The 19,985-nt window shown below is 54.9% G+C and carries 17 protein-coding genes; 9 read left to right on the forward strand and 8 right to left on the reverse strand.

The window, feature by feature from the left end; all coding sequences use genetic code 11:
- Positions 1–65 precede the first annotated feature (65 nt).
- On the forward strand, positions 66–1,490 hold the full coding sequence (gene lpdA / locus L384_RS11645; RefSeq protein WP_003856313.1) for a dihydrolipoyl dehydrogenase: 1,425 nt from the start codon (positions 66–68) through the stop codon (positions 1,488–1,490).
- Positions 1,491–1,542: 52 nt separating this feature from the next.
- On the opposite strand, the gene L384_RS11640 is transcribed toward lpdA, so the two are convergent.
- Together L384_RS11640 and L384_RS11635 are read right to left on the reverse strand one after the other, a co-directional pair.
- Positions 1,543–2,334, reverse strand: coding sequence for a DUF2950 family protein (locus L384_RS11640; RefSeq protein ID WP_023324157.1), 792 nt, complete (start codon positions 2,332–2,334; stop codon positions 1,543–1,545).
- 10 nt (positions 2,335–2,344) lie between these two features.
- The gene (locus tag L384_RS11635; protein WP_023324158.1) at positions 2,345–3,829 is read right to left on the reverse strand and encodes a DUF3300 domain-containing protein; all 1,485 of its coding nucleotides are present in this window, start codon (positions 3,827–3,829) and stop codon (positions 2,345–2,347) included.
- A gap of 449 nt (positions 3,830–4,278) precedes the next feature.
- On the opposite strand from L384_RS11635, the gene acnB reads away from it, so the two are divergent.
- Together acnB and yacL are read left to right on the forward strand one after the other, a co-directional pair.
- Positions 4,279–6,876, forward strand: a complete 2,598-nt coding sequence (gene acnB / locus L384_RS11630) for a bifunctional aconitate hydratase 2/2-methylisocitrate dehydratase (protein WP_023315407.1) — start codon at positions 4,279–4,281, stop codon at positions 6,874–6,876.
- Between the two features lie 189 nt (positions 6,877–7,065).
- A complete protein-coding gene (gene yacL / locus L384_RS11625) occupies positions 7,066–7,428 on the forward strand; it encodes a protein YacL (protein WP_003856309.1) in 363 nt (120 codons plus the stop codon).
- Between the two features lie 31 nt (positions 7,429–7,459).
- Here the strand turns inward: yacL and speD are convergent, their stop codons facing one another.
- The 3 genes from speD to L384_RS11610 all read right to left on the reverse strand — a co-directional run bounded on the left by speD (position 7,460) and on the right by L384_RS11610 (position 9,573).
- Positions 7,460–8,254, reverse strand: a complete 795-nt coding sequence (gene speD / locus L384_RS11620; protein ID WP_003856308.1) for an adenosylmethionine decarboxylase — start codon at positions 8,252–8,254, stop codon at positions 7,460–7,462.
- Positions 8,255–9,124 carry a polyamine aminopropyltransferase gene (speE, locus tag L384_RS11615; RefSeq protein WP_023324159.1) on the reverse strand — a complete coding sequence of 290 codons (870 nt, stop codon included), beginning with the start codon at positions 9,122–9,124 and terminating at the stop codon, positions 8,255–8,257. It lies immediately after the preceding gene.
- Between the two features lie 101 nt (positions 9,125–9,225).
- Positions 9,226–9,573, reverse strand: coding sequence for a YacC family pilotin-like protein (locus L384_RS11610; protein ID WP_003856306.1), 348 nt, complete (start codon positions 9,571–9,573; stop codon positions 9,226–9,228).
- Positions 9,574–9,718: 145 nt separating this feature from the next.
- Here L384_RS11610 and cueO point away from each other — a divergent pair, with 145 nt between their 5' ends.
- Entirely contained in the window at positions 9,719–11,278 is a 1,560-nt protein-coding gene (gene cueO, locus L384_RS11605) for a multicopper oxidase CueO (protein ID WP_032628039.1), read from the forward strand.
- 86 nt (positions 11,279–11,364) lie between these two features.
- Here cueO and L384_RS11600 read toward each other — a convergent pair whose 3' ends face one another.
- A complete protein-coding gene (locus L384_RS11600; RefSeq protein WP_003856304.1) occupies positions 11,365–13,755 on the reverse strand; it encodes a glucose/quinate/shikimate family membrane-bound PQQ-dependent dehydrogenase in 2,391 nt (796 codons plus the stop codon).
- A gap of 206 nt (positions 13,756–13,961) precedes the next feature.
- On the opposite strand from L384_RS11600, the gene hpt reads away from it, so the two are divergent.
- Positions 13,962–14,498 (forward strand): hypoxanthine phosphoribosyltransferase, encoded by a 537-nt coding sequence (gene hpt / locus L384_RS11595; RefSeq protein ID WP_003856303.1) that lies wholly within the window; start codon positions 13,962–13,964, stop codon positions 14,496–14,498.
- A gap of 64 nt (positions 14,499–14,562) precedes the next feature.
- Here hpt and can read toward each other — a convergent pair whose 3' ends face one another.
- A complete protein-coding gene (gene can, locus L384_RS11590) occupies positions 14,563–15,225 on the reverse strand; it encodes a carbonate dehydratase (protein WP_003856301.1) in 663 nt (220 codons plus the stop codon).
- A 107-nt stretch (positions 15,226–15,332) separates the two neighbouring features.
- On the opposite strand from can, the gene L384_RS11585 reads away from it, so the two are divergent.
- From L384_RS11585 to L384_RS11570, 4 genes are all read left to right on the forward strand, one after another.
- Positions 15,333–16,259 (forward strand): ABC transporter ATP-binding protein, encoded by a 927-nt coding sequence (locus tag L384_RS11585; protein ID WP_003856300.1) that lies wholly within the window; start codon positions 15,333–15,335, stop codon positions 16,257–16,259.
- Positions 16,256–17,026, forward strand: coding sequence for an ABC transporter permease (locus L384_RS11580; protein ID WP_023324161.1), 771 nt, complete (start codon positions 16,256–16,258; stop codon positions 17,024–17,026). The genes L384_RS11585 and L384_RS11580 overlap by 4 nt, the downstream gene beginning before the upstream one ends.
- Before the next feature lie 112 nt (positions 17,027–17,138).
- A complete protein-coding gene (locus L384_RS11575) occupies positions 17,139–17,579 on the forward strand; it encodes a PTS sugar transporter subunit IIA (RefSeq protein WP_003856295.1) in 441 nt (146 codons plus the stop codon).
- Between the two features lie 63 nt (positions 17,580–17,642).
- Positions 17,643–18,890 carry a polysaccharide deacetylase family protein gene (locus L384_RS11570; protein WP_032628042.1) on the forward strand — a complete coding sequence of 416 codons (1,248 nt, stop codon included), beginning with the start codon at positions 17,643–17,645 and terminating at the stop codon, positions 18,888–18,890.
- Between the two features lie 3 nt (positions 18,891–18,893).
- Here L384_RS11570 and L384_RS22325 read toward each other — a convergent pair whose 3' ends face one another.
- Positions 18,894–19,979 carry a fimbrial protein gene (locus L384_RS22325; protein WP_048859459.1) on the reverse strand — a complete coding sequence of 362 codons (1,086 nt, stop codon included), beginning with the start codon at positions 19,977–19,979 and terminating at the stop codon, positions 18,894–18,896.
- Positions 19,980–19,985: the final 6 nt, after the last annotated feature.

Consider the following 19,985-nt stretch of genomic DNA (forward strand, 5'->3'; position numbering starts at 1 on the left):
AATTTTGTAAAATACGGGCGGATAGAACGACCCGGTGGACGACGGGTATACATTAAGAGGTCATGATGAGCACAGAAATCAAAACTCAGGTCGTAGTACTTGGGGCAGGCCCGGCAGGTTACTCCGCAGCATTTCGCGCCGCGGATTTAGGTCTGGAAACCGTCATCGTAGAACGTTACAGCACCCTCGGCGGTGTTTGTCTGAACGTCGGCTGTATCCCTTCTAAAGCGCTGCTGCACGTAGCGAAAGTTATCGAAGAAGCCAAAGCGCTGGCTGAACACGGTATCGTCTTCGGCGAGCCGAAGACCGACATCGACAAAATTCGTACCTGGAAAGAGAAAGTTATCACTCAGCTGACCGGCGGTCTGGCGGGTATGGCCAAAGGCCGTAAAGTGAAAGTGGTAAACGGTCTGGGTAAATTCACCGGTGCGAACACCCTGGAAGTGGAAGGTGAAAACGGTAAAACCGTGATTAACTTCGACAACGCGATCATCGCGGCAGGCTCTCGCCCAATCGAACTGCCATTCATTCCACATGAAGATCCACGCGTGTGGGATTCCACCGATGCGCTGGAGCTGAAAACCGTTCCTAAGCGTCTGCTGGTTATGGGCGGCGGTATCATCGGTCTGGAAATGGGTACCGTGTACCATGCGCTGGGTTCAGAGATCGACGTGGTTGAAATGTTCGACCAGGTTATCCCGGCTGCCGACAAAGACATCGTTAAAGTCTTCACCAAACGCATCAGCAAGAAATTCAACCTGATGCTGGAAACCAAAGTGACTGCCGTTGAAGCGAAAGAAGACGGTATTTACGTTTCCATGGAAGGCAAAAAAGCCCCATCCGAACCACAGCGTTACGACGCCGTACTGGTGGCTATCGGCCGTGTGCCGAACGGTAAAAACCTCGACGCGGGCAAAGCTGGCGTGGAAGTGGACGACCGTGGCTTCATCCGCGTTGACAAACAGCTGCGTACCAACGTGCCGCACATCTTTGCTATCGGCGATATCGTCGGTCAGCCAATGCTGGCGCACAAAGGTGTTCACGAAGGTCACGTTGCCGCTGAAGTTATCGCCGGCATGAAGCACTACTTCGATCCGAAAGTGATCCCATCTATCGCCTACACCGAGCCAGAAGTTGCATGGGTTGGTCTGACTGAGAAAGAAGCGAAAGAGAAAGGCATCAGCTACGAAACCGCCACCTTCCCGTGGGCTGCTTCTGGCCGTGCTATCGCGTCCGACTGCGCAGACGGTATGACCAAACTGATCTTCGACAAAGAAACTCACCGTGTAATCGGTGGTGCGATTGTCGGTACCAACGGCGGCGAGCTGCTGGGTGAAATCGGTCTGGCTATCGAAATGGGCTGTGACGCGGAAGACATCGCGCTGACCATCCACGCTCACCCGACTCTGCACGAGTCCGTGGGCCTGGCGGCAGAAGTGTTTGAAGGTAGCATCACCGACCTGCCAAACGCGAAAGCGAAGAAGAAATAAGTTTCTTCAGATGAAAAAAGCGGCCTCAGGCCGCTTTTTTTATGCACTGCGTTCAGGGGGTGACAGGCTGCCAGGTTTTATCCGGGTGGTATGCAGCGAGCGCCTGCGCTTTCTGCGCCGAATCGTTGCCGAGATTTGCCTGATAAACCTTGTCTTCCTGGTTAACGACAAAGCTCATTACCCCCGTCTGACCATAGCTTACGGGCCAGGCAACCATCGCAAAGCCATTTTTATCCGACAGAATGCGGAACCGATAGCCGTGATAGCCCATACCAGGCTCCGGCGGGCTAAAGGCGGGACCCAGCGGGCTTGGCGCTTCGCCCGGCGAGATGGGCCAGTACAGGCCGTCTTTTAGCCCTGGCGTGCTGACAATCTTCTGCGCATAGCGGTGGTTCATGGCGTAGTAGCTCCGCTGTGCGTCGACGTAGGCGTGCAGCGCTTCGATAGCCGCGAGTTCGTTGCGGCCGATTTCGCGGATCAGGATCTCATCAGCCGCTTTCTGCATATCAAATTGCCAGCCCTCTTTTTTCTTCACTACCGGTATGGGGAGTTGCCAGCCGTTATCGCCAACTGACAGATGGGCAATATCGCCGCTGATTTCGGTACGATGGTTTATCTTCCAGTCACGCAGGAATCGTGCCACCGCCTCCGGATCAACCCCTTCAGGTGGCAGATAGTCGCGCCAGTTATCCCCCAGCAGGTCGGCCATCGCGCTCTCATTCTGCTCGCTGATGGCCTTCGTCAGGGCATTGGCCGCCTGCTCAGGTGTGGAGAAAGATTGCTGGGCGAAGGCGAAGGTGGATACCATCAACAACAGCATTCCACCGATCGGTTTCATGTTCATAGCGGCTCCCTTAACGACGGTGGAATTCATGGTGTTCGGACAGCTGCTGGCGGAAGCTGGCACGCTGCTCACTGTTCAGCGACGCGTGCTGGCGGCTTTGCAGCCCGCGCTGGTGCTGGGCCTGCCAGCTGGCCGAACGGCTGTCGTTGCCGCTCAGGGCGTTTGCCCGCAGCGGCTGATGCTGAACCTGCGTCGGGCGTCTGGTTTGCGCAAGAGTATTATTCATCTGTTGTGCGTGGGGCCGCGCGCTGTCGTAGCCGCGATAGTTGCTGCGCTGAGAGAGCTGCTTCAGTTGCTGCGCGGACGCTGAATGTTGTGGGAAATGCGCGTCGCCATGCTGTAGCTGTGTGAGCGTTTTGCCCGTCGACTGCTGTACCTGCGCCATCGCGGCCTGCCGCTGGCTATCGCGGTTGACCGGCTGCTGCCGGGTAGCGCTCAACCCGCCCGGCACTGAAGTCTGATGATAGCGGCTGGCAAGCTGGCTATTGGCGTAGGGCACGCCGTTGCGGTAGGCCGGATTATGCTGCCAGACCTGGTGATTATCGGTACGGTGCTCGCCGGTGATCTTATTGAAGTTATTAACATTAATATTAATGTTATCGCCGTTATGCGAATAACCGCCGTGGTGATCGTCATCATGATCGTGATGATGATCGTCGTCATCGTCCCAGTCGATGTTACTGAACAGCGCATAGGTGGTGGCTACGCCGAGGCTATAGCCAAAGCCTCTGACAAAACTATTGGTAAACTGCTGGCCGGGAGACGGAGGCAGATACACCGGCGGATAGCTGGCATTTGGCCACGTGCCGTAAACGGTGGAAGGGTTGTAGGTAGGGACATAAACCACCTGTGGATCGGCTGGCTCAATTTTAATCACCGTCGGACTAGCCGACGTTGACGTCGCGGCTGTACTGGCGGAGGCTGGCGCAGATTTTTTCACGGTGGTGACTGTCTGCTGCGGGGTGGATTGCAATGTGCCTGTCTGCTTCGCCAGCAGGCGCAGACGCTGCACGGAATCCATCACATCCTTTGGCTGGGCCAGAAAGGCGTCGCCGAGGCTTTGTACCCACGACGGGTTTTCCCCCATCAGCGACATTAACTGCGGAAAGGCGACCAGCGATTTCACGCTGGCATCCCATGGCTGCCCGCTGACCGCCTGAATGGCGGCATCGCCCTGCATTTTAGGGTTGTCCTTTGACCACTGGGCGGCCTGAATCACGCTCGCCGGATAGGTTGAGGCCATCAGAATTTGCGACAGCAGCGCGTCGGGGTAGAGCGCAATGGGCGCGGTCCACTGATCGATCTGCGCGGCGGTATAGGCAGGGGTGGCCACCGGGGCAGGCTGTGCTGCCGGGTCGGGGAGCTGCGGGGCTACCGGCGCAGGTGCGGGAGCGGGTTCCGTTGCGCGGCTTTTAACGAACATGACGCCCGAGGCGGCAAACAGCCCCGCACTGCAAAGCAGAACAAGAAGATGTGGTTTAAAAGGCAACTTCATAGATTGACTCCAACGAGACGAGTGCAGTGCCGTGAGGCGTTGCTGTTGCCGCGAGTATCATTCACCCGTGTTTTACAGTTTTGACTTTTGTTGGGAAAAACTCTGAAGCATCCGGATAAAGAGTGTGAGTATTTATTACACAATTATATCGGATGGCTGAGCAGGCGACGGAAATTCAGAAGGCCGCTCTTGCGAGCGACCAGCAGCGCGTTGCCGGGGGGACGACAGACTTACGGAACTGCTTCCGGGCCCGGTGACGGGGTGCTACATCATGCTTAACGATTCAGCAAATTTTTTAATGTTGCTTTTTTGTAAACAGATTAACACTGTGCAGAAATCCTGCTATGCTGCCCGACGCGGTATCGGGCATTTACCCTACAAACTGCTGTCTCACAGGAGCGTGAAGAGAACGCCCGCCGCATATGACAATGAGAGCGAGGAGAACCGTCGTGCTAGAAGAATACCGTAAGCACGTAGCAGAACGTGCCGCCGAGGGAATTGTACCCAAACCGTTAGATGCAACCCAAATGGCCGCGCTCGTCGAGCTGCTGAAGAACCCGCCTGAGGGCGAAGAAGAATTCCTGTTAGATCTGCTGATCAACCGTGTACCGCCTGGCGTAGATGAAGCTGCCTACGTAAAAGCCGGATTCCTTGCCGCCGTTGCCAAAGGCGAAGCCACCTCCCCACTGGTTACTCCTGAAAAAGCGATTGAACTGCTCGGCACCATGCAGGGTGGCTATAACATTCATCCGCTGATTGACGCGCTGGATAACGACAAGCTGGCACCGATTGCCGCTAAAGCGCTCTCTTCAACGCTGCTGATGTTCGATAACTTCTACGATGTGGAAGAAAAAGCCAAAGCAGGCAACGTCTATGCGAAGCAGGTGATGCAGTCCTGGGCCGATGCCGAATGGTTCCTGAACCGCCCTCAGCTTGCTGAAAAAATTACCGTTACCGTCTTCAAAGTGACCGGTGAAACCAACACCGATGACCTCTCCCCGGCACCGGACGCGTGGTCTCGTCCTGATATCCCTCTGCACGCCCTGGCGATGCTGAAAAACGCCCGTGAAGGCATTGAGCCGGACCAGCCGGGCAGCGTTGGCCCGATCAAACAGATCGAAGCCCTGCAACAAAAAGGTTTCCCGCTGGCTTACGTGGGTGACGTTGTGGGTACCGGCTCTTCCCGTAAGTCCGCCACCAACTCCGTGCTGTGGTTCATGGGCGACGACATTCCGCACGTGCCAAACAAGCGCGGCGGCGGCCTGTGCCTCGGCGGCAAAATTGCGCCAATCTTCTTCAACACCATGGAAGATGCTGGCGCGCTGCCGATCGAAGTGGATGTCTCTAACCTGAACATGGGCGACGTGATTGACGTTTACCCGTATAAAGGCGAAGTGCGTAATCACGAAACTAATGAGCTGCTGGCAAGCTTTGAGCTGAAAACCGACGTGCTGATCGACGAAGTACGTGCTGGTGGCCGCATTCCGCTGATCATCGGCCGTGGCCTGACCACCAAAGCGCGTGAAGCGCTGGGTCTGCCGCACAGCGACGTGTTCCGTCAGGCGAAAGACGTGGCGGAAAGCAACCGTGGCTTCTCGCTGGCACAAAAAATGGTCGGTCGCGCCTGCGGCGTCGCTGGTATCCGTCCTGGCGCGTACTGCGAGCCGAAGATGACCTCCGTCGGCTCTCAGGACACCACCGGTCCAATGACCCGTGATGAGCTGAAAGACCTGGCGTGCCTGGGCTTCTCTTCCGATCTGGTGATGCAGTCCTTCTGCCACACTGCGGCGTATCCGAAGCCGGTTGACGTGACCACGCACCACACGCTGCCAGATTTCATCATGAACCGCGGTGGCGTGTCTCTGCGTCCGGGCGACGGCGTTATCCACTCCTGGCTGAACCGCATGCTGCTGCCGGATACCGTCGGTACCGGCGGTGACTCCCATACCCGTTTCCCAATCGGTATCTCCTTCCCGGCGGGTTCCGGTCTGGTGGCGTTTGCTGCCGCGACCGGCGTGATGCCGCTGGATATGCCGGAATCGGTGCTGGTGCGCTTCAAAGGTAAAATGCAGCCGGGTATTACCCTGCGCGACCTGGTTCACGCGATCCCGCTGTATGCCATCAAACAGGGTCTGCTGACCGTTGAGAAAAAAGGGAAGAAAAACATCTTCTCTGGCCGCATTCTGGAAATTGAAGGTCTGCCGGATCTGAAAGTTGAGCAGGCTTTCGAGCTGACCGATGCCTCCGCTGAGCGTTCGGCTGCGGGCTGTACCATCAAGCTGAACAAAGAGCCGATTATTGAGTATCTGAACTCTAACATCGTGCTGCTGAAGTGGATGATTGCAGAAGGCTACGGCGACCGTCGTACGCTGGAGCGTCGTATCCAGGGCATGGAAAAATGGCTGGCCGATCCGCAGCTGCTGGAAGCCGATGCTGACGCAGAGTACGCGGCGGTGATCGACATCGATCTGGCGGATATCAAAGAGCCAATCCTGTGTGCACCGAACGATCCGGACGACGCGCGTCCGCTGTCCGAAGTTCAGGGCGAGAAGATCGACGAAGTGTTCATCGGTTCGTGCATGACCAACATCGGCCACTTCCGTGCAGCTGGCAAGCTGCTGGATACCCACAAAGGCCAGCTGCCAACCCGTCTGTGGGTGGCGCCGCCAACCCGTATGGACGCGGCTCAACTGACCGAAGAGGGCTACTACAGCGTGTTTGGTAAGAGCGGTGCGCGTATCGAAATTCCTGGCTGTTCCCTGTGTATGGGCAACCAGGCGCGCGTAGCCGACGGCGCGACGGTGGTCTCCACCTCGACCCGTAACTTCCCGAACCGTTTAGGTACCGGTGCGAACGTCTTCCTGGCCTCTGCGGAACTGGCGGCGGTTGCGGCGCTGATTGGCAAACTGCCAACGCCGGAAGAGTACCAGACCTTTGTGGCTCAGGTGGATAAGACGGCGGTGGATACCTATCGCTACCTGAACTTCGACCAGCTCTCTCAGTACACCGAGAAGGCAGACGGGGTGATCTTCCAGACGGCGGTATAAACAGCAAAACCGTCTCTACGAGACGGTTTTTAGTGTTTGCACCCTCTCCCGTGGGAGAGGGACGGGGTGAGGGCATCAGGCCGCAGGTCTTGCTCTCACCTTTTTATTTTCATTCCTCCCACCTCCCACGCTTTTTTTCTTCCTCGCTGCTGCGATAATTACCTTAATGGCTTTGCAGAGGAAAACACTATGGATTACGAATTTCTGCGCGACATCACCGGCGTGGTGAAAGTGCGAATGTCGATGGGGCACGAAGCCGTTGGACACTGGTTTAACGAAGAGGTGAAAGAGAACCTCGCGCTGCTGGATGAAGTTGAGCAGGCGGCGGAAACGGTGAAAGGCAGTGAACGCTCCTGGCAACGCGCCGGGCACGAATACACCCTGTGGATGGATGGCGAAGAGGTGATGGTGCGCGCCAACCAGCTTGAGTTCTCGGGTGATGAAATGGAAGAGGGGATGAGCTACTACGACGAAGAGAGCCTGTCGCTGTGCGGCGTGGAAGATTTCCTGAGCGTGGTGAACGCCTACCGCGACTTTATGAAACAGAAGTAACTCCCCGAAGCGTCCCTGCTCCGGGTCACGTTTACACGGTCGGAATGTTACGGCCGTAGTAAATTTCGCGCATCTCTTTCCAGAGCAGGTCGGTAATGACCTTTCGCTCTTCCTCACTTAAATCTTCCGGCTTCGTGTGGAACATGTAGTGCTTAAGGTCGAATTCCTTAAGTAACATTTTGGTGTGGAAGATATTCTCCTGATAGACGTTCACATCCATCATGTCGTACAGCGACTTCATGTCCTCGGACATGAAGTTCTGAATGGAGTTGATCTCATGATCAATGAAGTGCTTCATGCCGTTGATATCACGGGTAAAACCGCGTACGCGATAATCAATGGTGACGATGTCCGATTCCAGCTGGTGGATTAAATAATTCAACGCATTCAGCGGTGAAATCACGCCGCAGGTGGACACTTCAATATCCGCGCGGAAGGTACACAGCCCGCCTTCCGGGTGGCTTTCCGGGTAGGTGTGCACGCAGATGTGGCTTTTATCCAGGTGAGCAACCACCACTTCCGGCAGCGGGCCGGGGTGTTCGGTTTTGTCGATAAGCTGTGGGTCAACCGGCTCTTCACTCACCAGAATGGTGACGCTCGCTCCCTGAGGCTCATAATCCTGGCGCGCGATATTGAGGATGTTCGCGCCGATAATCGAGCAGGTCTCTGTCAGGATCTCGGTCAGACGGTTGGCGTTGTAGAGTTCATCGATATAGGCGATGTAACCATCGCGCTCTTCTGCTGTTTTGGCGTAGCAGATATCGTAAATACAAAAACTCAGGCTTTTGGTCAGATTGTTAAAGCCATGCAGTTTAAGCTTTTTCAATTAGTTCACCTCCTTTGAGGACAGCGCGTCTTGCAGATATTGAGGCAACGCAAAGGCTGCGGTGTGGATCGCCGGGTTGTAGTAGCGGCACTGGAGCCCGGCCTGATGGAAGCGGGCCTGGATAATTTCGGTGGAGAGATGGCGCAGGACGTCGTTATCCGTCGCCCAGGCAAAGGTCATGATCCCGCCGTAGTAAGTGGGGATCGCCGCCTGGTAGAAGCTGACGTCAGCAAAATAGGTGCTCAGCTTACGGTGGCTATCAAGCGCTTCATCCTGTTGCAGGAAGCAAACGCCGTTTTGCGCCACAAAAATTCCGGCAGGCTTCAGGCAGCGCTTGCAGCCTTCGTAAAACGACGAGGTAAACAGCGACGCGCCCGGACCGATAGGGTCGGTACAGTCAGAGATAATGACATCAAACGTTTGCGTGGTCTGGTTAACAAAATTGACACCATCGTCGATAACCAGATTAAACCGCGGATCGTCATAGCTGCCGGCATTATGGTTGGGCAGATACTGGCGGCAGAACGACACGACCCCGGCGTCAATTTCCACCATGGTGATGGTTTCGACATTCTGATGGCGAGAGACTTCACGCAGCATCGCGCCGTCGCCGCCGCCGATAATCAGCACGTCCTTCGCGTGGCCGTGGGCCAGCAGCGGGACGTGGGTCATCATTTCGTGATAGATAAACTCGTCGCGCTCGGTGGTTTGCACCACGCCGTCCAGCGCCATCACGCGGCCAAAAGCGGCGTTTTCGAATATTATCAAATCCTGATGATCGGTTTTCTCATGATAGAGCACGTTATCCACGGCAAAATACTGACCAAAATGGTCGTGCAGCGTTTCTTGCCATACCGTTTTTTCGGTCATGGGGAGCACCTCCTTCGTTAACATCCATTACATCCGGCAGATGGGCGCAACACAACACCACCGTGAGGCGGTTAGCGGGTCAACAAGGGGCGTCGGGAAGGTTACTTCACGTAGGCGAGCAGGCTGAGTGAATCGCGAGCCAGCGCTTTGCATTTTTTAGCAGTGGGAATGCCAATACCGCTTAAATCACGGTAGCTGTCTTCACCGAGCGCCTTCATGTCGAAGCTGTCGTAGTTGCTGAGGTCCCATTGATTCTGCTGGGCAAAAAAGACCAGTGCGCGACGAATTTGCCCATTGGGTAAATTCTGGTAACCACAATCGTTTTTCAGAAAAACAAAAACTGCCGTCAGATCGGCCATATCTTCCGCTTCGTTTTCACTTAGCGCGTAACTGTTCGCACACATCGCCATCAGGCTGGCGAACAAAATTGTTCTGAAAAACGTCTTCATTGCCTTTACCACTGCATCACGGAAAATTAACGTTAGCATACTTGATGCCAGGCCGACGATCTTTATTATTGCCGCCGTGCTTGACCTTCCGGTAAGGGGAGGGTTTATGCTCAAAAGATCGCCTGCTGAAAATAAGGAAATGCACATGCAACGTCGTGATTTTTTAAAATTTTCTGCCGCGCTGGGGGTTGCCAGCGCGATACCTCTCTGGAGCCGCGCCGTTTTTGCCGCCGACAGACCGGCTTTACCCATTCCTGAATTACTCGCCCCAGATGCCCGCAGCCGCATTCAGCTTGTGGTGCAGGCCGGTAAAACCACGTTCGGTCAGCACGCCGCCACGACGTGGGGCTATAACGGCAATCTGCTCGGCCCGGCGTTGCAGTTACGCAAAGGGAAGGCGGTGACGGTAGACATTCATAACACGCTTGCGGAAGAGACCACGCTGCACTGGCACGGGCTGGAAGTCCCGGGCGAAGTGGATGGGGGGCCTCAGGGCGTCATCAGGCCTGGTGGTAAACGCAGCGTAACCTTTACCCCGGAACAACGCGCGGCGACCTGCTGGTTCCACCCGCATCAGCATGGCAAAACGGGCCATCAGGTGGCGATGGGGCTGGCCGGGCTGGTGCTGATTGAAGACGATGAAAGCCGCCTGCTGCGCCTGCCGAAACAGTGGGGTATCGACGATGTCCCGGTGATTGTGCAGGATAAAAAATTCAGCGCTGACGGGCAAATTGACTATCAGCTGGACGTAATGAGCGCGGCGGTAGGCTGGTTTGGCGATACGCTGCTGACCAACGGCGCGATCTACCCGCAGCATGCCGCGCCAAAAGGCTGGCTGCGCTTACGTCTGCTTAACGGCTGTAACGCCCGCTCGCTGAACTTCGCCACCAGCGATAAACGCCCGCTTTACGTAGTGGCAAGCGACGGCGGCCTGCTGCCGGAGCCGGTGAAGGTGAGCGAGCTGCCGATGCTGATGGGCGAGCGCTTCGAGGTGTTGGTGGATATCAGCGATGGCAAAGCGTTTGACCTGGTGACCCTGCCGGTCAGCCAGATGGGGATGGCCGTCGCGCCGTTTGATAAGCCGCATCCGGTCCTGCGCATTCAGCCGCTACAGATCACCGCCTCCGGTACGCTGCCGGAGACCCTCACCACGCTGCCAGCACTCCCGTCGCTGGACGGGCTTACGCAGCGTAAACTTCAGCTCTCCATGGACCCGATGCTCGACATGATGGGCATGCAGGCGCTGATGAAGAAGTACGGCAATCAGGCCATGGCGGGAATGCATCACGGCCAGATGGTGGGCCATATGAATATGGACCACGGCAATATGGGCGGCATGGATCACGGCGGCCATGGTTTCGATTTCCACAATGCCAACCGCATCAACGGCAAAGCGTTCGATATGAACACGCCCATGTTCGCCGCCACGAAAGGGCAGTTTGAACGCTGGGTGATTTCAGGCGAAGGGGACATGATGCTGCACCCGTTCCATATCCACGGCACGCAGTTCCGTATTCTGTCTGAAAATGGTAAAGCGCCGGAGCCGCATCGCGCGGGCTGGAAAGATACGGTGAGGGTGGAAGGCGGCGTCAGCGAGGTGCTGGTGAAGTTCGACCACGAGGCACCGAAAGAGTTTGCCTATATGGCCCACTGTCATCTGCTGGAGCATGAAGATACGGGGATGATGCTCGGTTTTACCGTATAAAAAAAGCCGGGTGGCGGCTTCGCCTTACCCGGCCTACATATGGAAATCGTAGGCCCGGTAAGCGTTAGCGCCACCGGGCTTTTTCGTTACTTAGCGTCGTCAGGCAGTGCATACGCGACAATATAGTCGCCCATCTTCGTGCCAAACGAACCGTGACCACCCGCGGAGATGACAACATACTGTTTGCCATTCACTTCATAGGTCATCGGCGTTGCCTGTCCACCGGCTGGCAGACGGCCTTGCCACAGTTTTTCACCGTTGGTCATGTTGTACGCGCGCAGGTAGTTATCTGCGGTTGCCGCGATAAACAGCACGTTACCGGCGGTGGAGATTGGGCCACCCAGCATTGGCATACCCATATTGAACGGCACTGGAACAGGCATCGGGAACGGCATGCTGTCCTGTGGCGTACCAATACGTTTTTTCCAGACGATCTTATTGGTCTTCAGATCCAGACCGGAGATATAACCCCAGGCAGGCTGTTTACACGGCAGACCGAACGGAGAAAGGAACGGATTCAGAGTAACACCATAAGGAACGCCATACTGCGGCTGGATACCGGCTTCGGTACCGCTGCCTTTCGCATCTTTCGGCTGCTCCATTGGGTTACCCGGACCGCGTGGGATCAGACGGGAAACGAACGGCAGCGCCATTGGGTTAGCGATGGCGACCTGACGGTTAGGGTCAACGGAGATCCCACCCCACTCGAACATCCCCAGGTTACCCGGGAAGACCAGCGTGCCCTGCTCTGAAGGCGGCGTGAAGATGCCTTCATAGCGCAGTTGATGGAACATCACGCGGCACACCAGCTGGTCAAACATGGTGGCACCCCACATGTCTGCACCGCTGAGATCTTTCTTCGGACGGAAGCTCAGGTCAGAGAACGGCTGCGTTTTGGTGACGTAGTCGCCTTTGGCCGCGCCCTGCGGAACCGGTTTTTCTGGCGCAGGAACAACCAGCTTACCGTTGCTGCGATCCAGCACGAAGATGTTGCCGGTTTTGGCCGGGGCGTAAATCACCGGAACGGTTTTACCGTTAACGGTAATGTCCGCCAGCGTCGGCTGGGACGGCATATCCATATCCCACAGATCGTGGTGAACGGTCTGGTAGCTCCATGCCAGTTTACCGGTCGTTGCGTTCAGCGCCACGATGGAGCTGGCGTAACGTTCCTGCTCCGGCGTGCGGTTACCGCCCCAGATATCCGGCGTGGTCACGCCCATCGGCAGGTAAACCAGGTCCAGCTTCGCGTCATACGCTGCCGGTGCCCAGGAGTTCGGTGAGTTAAAGGTAAAGGTGTGTTCATCGGATGGGATCGCGTTAGGATCTTTCGCGCCCGGGTCGAAGGCCCACAGCAGTTTACCGGTGTTCACGTCGAAACCACGGATAACGCCGGAGGTTTCGCGGGTAGAGAAGTTATCCGTTACCGAACCGGCAATCACGATGGTTTTATCAGTGATGATTGGCGGGGAGGTCGGCTCATACAGACCCGGCGTAGTGTCCGGCATGTTGGTCTGAAGATTCAGAATGCCTTTGTTAGCGAAGGTTTCGCACAGCTTACCGGTCTCAGCGTTGATGGCAAACAGGCGGCCATCGTTCACCGGCAGCATAATGCGGCGAGGACAGTCGGCAATGACTTCCGGGCTGGCATTATCTGCGCGCGCTTCGTGGTAAGAGACGCCGCGGCAGGTGATGTGCTGGAACGACGGGTTGGAGTTCAGCTGTGGATCAAAGTGCCATTTCTCTTTACCGGTGGCCGCGTCGAGCGCGAACAGGCGCTGGTGCGCCGTACACAGGTAGAGCATGTTGCCCACTTTAATCGGGGTCACTTCGTTGGTCAGCTCACCCGGATCGTTTGGCATCTTCAGGTCGCCGGTACGGAATACCCAGGCTTCCTTCAGGTTTTTCACGTTGTCCGCGTTGATCTGCTTCAGCGGGGAGTAGCGTTGACCTTCCTGGTTACGACCATAAGCAGGCCAGTCACCGTCCGCCACCTGCGAAATAGCCGCAGCCGGCGTGGATTCCGCGTTCAGCGTGCCATTGATCTCCTGCGGGTCGTTAAAACCGGCCCAGGTCAGGATGCCGCCACTAATCAGCAGAGCAACGACCAGACCGGCCACGGCGCCACTGGAAGGGACAATCAGACGACGCCAGACAAACGGCAGGATCAGCCAGATACCGAAGAAGACCAGAATGTCGCTGCGCGGCGTCAGCGCCCAGAAGTCGAACCCGACTTCCCAGACGCCCCAGATCATGGTTGCGAGCAGTAACGCTGCGTACAACCACAGAGCAGATTGTTTTCTGCGTAAAAGCAGGACGGTTACGCCAACCATAACCAGACCCGCAATCGGGTAGTACCAGGAGCCGCCAATCGCGACCAGCCATACGCCACCGATTAACAAATACAGCGCGCAGAATGCGGCAAACGCGGCTGTTAATGTCACCAGTAGACGCGGCTGTTTAGTTTTTGTTTCAGCCATAGAAAAGTACTCGTCAGTTTTGTTAATTATTTGCTAGCAATTAATTATAGGTATTAACAACTGTGATCGGAATCACAAATATTGCTTTTTATAACTCATACGCCAGGCTTATCCATTTACTGGTATAATGGCTGGCTTGCGTATCGATGCCGGAGCGAGAGTCATCCGCATTGAGAGATTTTCACTAAAATCATTTGGTTAGTAATATGAAACATACTGTTGAAGTGATGATCCCGGAAGCCGAGATCAAAGCGCGTATCGCCGAACTGGGTCGTCAAATCACCGAACATTACAAGGACAGCGGCAGCGAAATGGTGCTGGTCGGTTTGTTGCGTGGCTCTTTCATGTTCATGGCAGACCTGTGCCGTGAAGTGCAGGTGCCGCACGAGGTCGATTTTATGACCGCCTCCAGTTACGGCAGCGGCATGTCCACAACCCGTGATGTGAAAATCCTGAAAGATCTGGATGAAGATATTCGTGGCAAAGATGTGTTGATTGTTGAGGACATCATCGACTCCGGCAACACGCTCTCTAAAGTGCGTGAGATCCTGAGCCTGCGTGAACCTAAATCACTGGCGATTTGTACTCTGCTGGATAAGCCTGAGCGCCGTGAAGTGCAGGTGCCGGTGGAGTTCGTTGGTTTCTCCATCCCGGATGAGTTCGTGGTGGGTTATGGCATTGATTACGCACAGCGTTATCGCCATCTGCCGTATGTTGGGAAAGTGGTGATTCTGGACGAATAATTGCGGGCTGATGCCCTCACCCCAGCCCTCTCCCACAGGGAGAGGGTGAAAACCCCCGGCTTTGTTATTTATGGTTAACGTGCTTAAGCTTGAGGTTGGCAATTCCCGAGCGGTAACGCTGTTCCAGCGTTTCGCGGTTGGTGGCGGTCACTTCCAGATTGCGCAGTAGGCCGTCGTGAATACCGTACGCCCAGCCGTGGATAGAGACCTTCTGCCCGCGTTTCCAGGCAGACTGCATAATCGTCGAATGGCCCAGGTTATACACCTGCTCCATCACGTTCAGCTCACACAGCGTGTCGAGACGGCGCTCCTGCGGCATTTCGCCCAGCAGTGAGCTATGTTTGAACCAGATATCACGAATGTGCAGCAGCCAGTTATCGATTAACCCCAGCTCTGTATTTTCGACTGCCGCCTGCACGCCGCCGCAGCCGTAGTGACCACAAATAATGATGTGCTCAACCTCAAGAACGTCGACGGCATACTGAACAACCGAAAGGCAGTTGAGATCGGTATGAATAACCAGGTTAGCCACATTGCGGTGAACAAACAGTTCGCCAGGTTCAAGACCAGTCAGACGTTCGGCGGGGACGCGGCTGTCGGAACATCCAATCCAGAGAAAGCGCGGGTTCTGCGCTTGCGCGAGTTTTCCAAAAAATCCGGGGTCTTCCTCCACCAGCATTTTTGACCATAGTGCATTGTTGCTGATGAGTGTATCAATGTCGTTCATGGAGGTTAGCGACCTGTAACCAAGTGATTGCGTTGCGCTACTATAGGGTAACCCGACTTTTAATGAAACCACACAACGTGTGTCAGAACTTAAGGTAAGTTGAATTCATGGCGATTGCACTGGAGCTTGAACAGCTCAAAAAAACCTACCCGGGGGGCGTTCAGGCGCTGCGCGGGATAGATCTTAAAGTCGAAGCGGGAGATTTCTACGCGCTTCTGGGGCCGAACGGGGCAGGGAAATCCACCACCATCGGGATCATCAGTTCACTGGTCAATAAAACCTCGGGCCGCGTCAGCGTGTTTGGCTACGATCTGCAAAAAGATGTGGTCAACGCCAAGCGCCAGTTGGGGCTGGTGCCGCAGGAGTTCAACTTTAACCCGTTTGAGACGGTACAGCAGATTGTTGTTAACCAGGCGGGTTACTATGGCGTGGAGCGCAAAGAGGCGCTTGAGCGCAGCGAAAAGTACCTGAAACAGCTTGATCTGTGGGAGAAACGTAACGAGCGCGCGCGGATGTTGTCCGGAGGGATGAAGCGCCGCCTGATGATTGCCCGCGCGCTGATGCACGAGCCAAAGCTGCTTATCCTTGATGAGCCGACCGCTGGTGTGGATATTGAACTGCGTCGCTCCATGTGGGGTTTCCTGAAAGATCTGAACGACAAAGGCACCACCATCATTCTGACCACGCACTACCTGGAAGAGGCGGAAATGCTGTGCCGCAATATCGGCATCATTCAGCACGGTGAGCTGGTGGAAAACACCTCGATGAAGAATCTGCTCTCCAAGCTCAAATCAGAGACCTTTATCCTCGATCTGGCGGCGAAAAGCGCGCTGCCGAAACTGGAGGGCTACAACTATCGCCTGGTCGATACCTCGACGCTGGAGGTAGAAGTGCTGCGCGAGCAGGGTATTAACAGCGTGTTCTCACAGTTGAGTGCGCAGGGCATTCAGGTATTAAGCATGCGTAACAAAGCAAACCGACTGGAAGAGCTGTTTGTCTCTCTGGTGCACGACAAACAAGGAGACAAGGCATGACGCATCTTTACTGGGTCGCGCTGAAAAGCATCTGGGCGAAAGAGATTAACCGCTTTATGCGTATCTGGGTGCAAACCCTGGTGCCGCCGGTGATCACCATGACGCTCTACTTCATCATTTTCGGCAACCTTATTGGCTCCCGCATTGGTGAGATGCACGGCTTCACCTATATGCAGTTTATCGTGCCGGGCCTGATCATGATGGCGGTGATCACCAACGCCTACGCGAACGTGGCGTCCTCATTCTTCAGCGCCAAGTTCCAGCGCAACATTGAAGAGCTGCTGGTGGCGCCGGTGCCTACGCACGTCATCATCGCCGGTTACGTGGGTGGCGGCGTGGCGCGCGGGCTGTGCGTGGGTATCCTGGTAACGGCCATTTCGCTGTTCTTCGTGCCGTTTCAGGTTCACTCCTGGCTTTTCGTGGCGCTGACGCTGCTGCTCACCGCGATTCTGTTCTCACTGGCCGGCTTGCTGAATGCGGTGTTCGCTAAAACCTTTGACGACATCAGCCTGATCCCGACCTTTGTGCTGACGCCGCTGACCTATCTGGGCGGGGTGTTCTACTCCCTGACGCTGCTGCCGCCGTTCTGGCAGGCGCTGTCGCACCTGAACCCGATTGTCTATATGATCAGCGGCTTCCGCTTTGGTTTCCTCGGCATTACCGATGTCCCGCTGTTTACCACGGTGGTGGTGCTGGTGGTGTTCATTATCGCCTTCTACCTGCTGTGCTGGTATCTGATTCAGCGTGGACGTGGGCTGCGCAGCTAATCCTCTGCCTTCTGCCCGGCGACGTACCGTCTGCCGGGCGCTTTCTTTGACAGTTATCACCGTAAACTAACCTTCACTTCGGTAAACTACTCGCCTGCTAAGGAGAGACGTTATGCTGGGATGGGTGATCACCTGCCACGATGAAGTGGCGCAGGAAATGCTGCTGAAGCTGGAGGCCCGGTTTGGTCCCCTGGCGCAATGTCGTGCGGTAAATTACTGGCGAGGGCTGAGCACCAATATGCTCAGCCGGATGATGTGCGACGCGCTGCATGAAACCGACACCGGTGATGGCGTGATTTTTCTCACCGACAAATCGGGCGCGGCGCCTTACCGTTCAGCGGCGTTAATGAGCCATAAGCATGATAATTGTGAAGTGATCTCCGGTATCAGCCTGCCTTTACTCGAAGCGATGTATCCGCTGCGCGCAACGTTGAGCAGCGCTGAGTTTCGCCACGCCATTGTGGCGCAGGGCTCCCCGGGCGTGAGCAGCCTGTGGCACCAGCAGCAGAAGAACCCGCCTTTCGTTCTGCTTCACGATCTGTATAAGCATTAAACATTGGTATTGATGTCGCTTTTGCTACAATGGCGACTGATTTTCCGTATCGATTTATATCCCATGCTCATGCGCGTTATCTTTATCCTTCTGCTGCTGGTTTCCGGTGGTGCGTCTGCCAGCCTGACCAGTCAGCAAGGCCTTCCTGCCCAATATATGCAAACCACCGAAGATGCGGCCATCTGGGCGCAGGTGGGAAATGCCGTTGTAAATGTAGGGAATGTTCGCGGCGGGCAGATCCTCGCTGTCTTTCCGGCCGCGGCGGATTACTATGAATTTCGTTTCGGATTCGGTACGGGGTTTATTGATAAAGACCACCTTGAAAAAGTTCAGGGCAAACAACGCGTTGAGGATAGCCTGGGTGACTTGAACAAGCCGCTCAGTAATCAAAACCTCATTACCTGGAAAGACACGCCGGTGTATAACGCCCCCAGCAGCGGAAGCGCGCCCTTTGGCACCTTAAGCGCCAATCTTCGCTATCCGATTCTGAATAAGCTGAAAGACCGCCTGAACCAGACCTGGTTTCAAATTCGCATCGGTAATCGTCTGGCGTGGATCAGCAGCCTCGATGCACAGGAAGATAACGGGCTACCGGTTCTGACTTACCATCATATTTTGCGTGATGAAGAGAACACCCGTTTTCGACATACCTCAACGACGACCAGCGTACGTGCGTTTAATAATCAGATGGCCTGGTTACGCGATCAAGGCTATACCACGCTGACGATGTACCAGCTTGAAGGGTACGTGCGTAACAAGATGAACCTACCCGCGAAAGCAGTGGTGATCACCTTTGATGATGGTCTCAAATCGGTGAGCCGCTACGCGTACCCTGTTCTGAAAGAATATGGCTTCAACGCGACGGCGTTTATAATTTCATCACGTATCAAAGGCCATCCGCAGAAGTGGGATCCAAAATCGCTACAGTTTATGAGCGTTCAGGAAATCAAGGGCATCCAGGATGTGTTCGACATTCAGTCTCACACCCATTTCCTGCATCGCGTGGATGGCTATAAACACCCCATCCTGTTGAGCCGTAGCTATCACGTGATCCTGTTTGATTTTGAACGATCACGTCGTGCACTGGCGCAGTTCAACCCGCGCGTGTTGTATGTGTCGTATCCGTTTGGCGGCTATGACAATAAAGCGATTAAAGCGGCGAACGATGCGGGGTTTCATCTGGCGGTGACCACGGTGAAAGGGAAGGTGAAGCCGGGGGATAATCCGTTCCTGTTGAAGCGTTTGTATATATTAAGAACGGACTCACTGGAGACGATGTCGCGGCTGATCAGTAATCAGCCGCAGGGATAGCGGTTAGTCGTATGAAAGGGTGAATACGCCGGTGGCTTTAAACGACCCCGGTTTCACTGTGCTTCCGTTTGCTACCAGTTGAGCAACATAATTAATTTGCTTGGATTCCGGGGTTTGGTAATCCGTTATGACATAGGATGAGTCAGGATTATTCGGCAGGAGTTGAGAGGTTCCGTTATACATAATTTTCACGCCTGCGCCCTCAGCTCCGGACGAAAGCGTATTTCCAAGAAGATCATTATTTTTTCCGGTTAGCTTTGAGGTGGTGAGTTTGGTTGTGATATTTGCCACACTGGTACAATTGCTTAAGCTAATTGAAAAAGGGATATCCTTAACCCGATTGTTTTTAATGTCTGAAACATAATATTCTCCCAGGTTAACATCATTAGTGCCATCTGAAAGCATGGCCATGTCGCAGGTTGGAAGAACGATCGGGATCTGGAATGAGTCTTCGTTGACCACAAATGTCCATGGTTGGTTGTTAGAATCATTTGGATTACCAATAGCCATTTTACCCAGAGTGCCGGGTTTGGGTCTGATTGAGGTTTCTTTGTTCGGGTTGCCTCTATAACCTTCATCAATATAAATTTGAACTGAGGTGTTAATCCATTTATTATCCCAGGGATCAGAATTTCCGGAGGATGCAACGGTAGTCCAGTCAGTAGTATTCATAGCGAAATAGCCACCCATGCCTCCATCGCTTTCTGCGGTGTGGACCCTTACGGAATAATAAATCCCCGGAATATTTGTTTCAAACATAGCCCTGCCATAACTGCCCCCCTTTAGCAAGGTCGAGTTTGTTTGTGAGACGAGGTTAAAACCATCGTTCCCTGGACCACATTCGGCCTGAATGCCCGGTGTCAGGTTAACGTTAAAAAGAGTACTGGCATAATTACCCGGAGGGGGAAGACGTACGGTGCCACCTGAATATTCGGAATTGATCAGCGTGGTTGTGCCGCCTTTTCCATTATTCATGCGACACTCAGCTGCCCAGCAGGAGTGGCTGAGGGTTAATAACACGCTCGCCATGGCAAACGCCATTGTGCCTTTCACGGTGAAACCCTGTCTTATAAAGTTGAACATTCTCATCCTTTT

Origin of the sequence: Enterobacter sp. MGH 38 (genome assembly GCF_000492855.1) — a bacterium.
Taxonomy (GTDB): domain Bacteria; phylum Pseudomonadota; class Gammaproteobacteria; order Enterobacterales; family Enterobacteriaceae; genus Enterobacter; species Enterobacter hormaechei_C.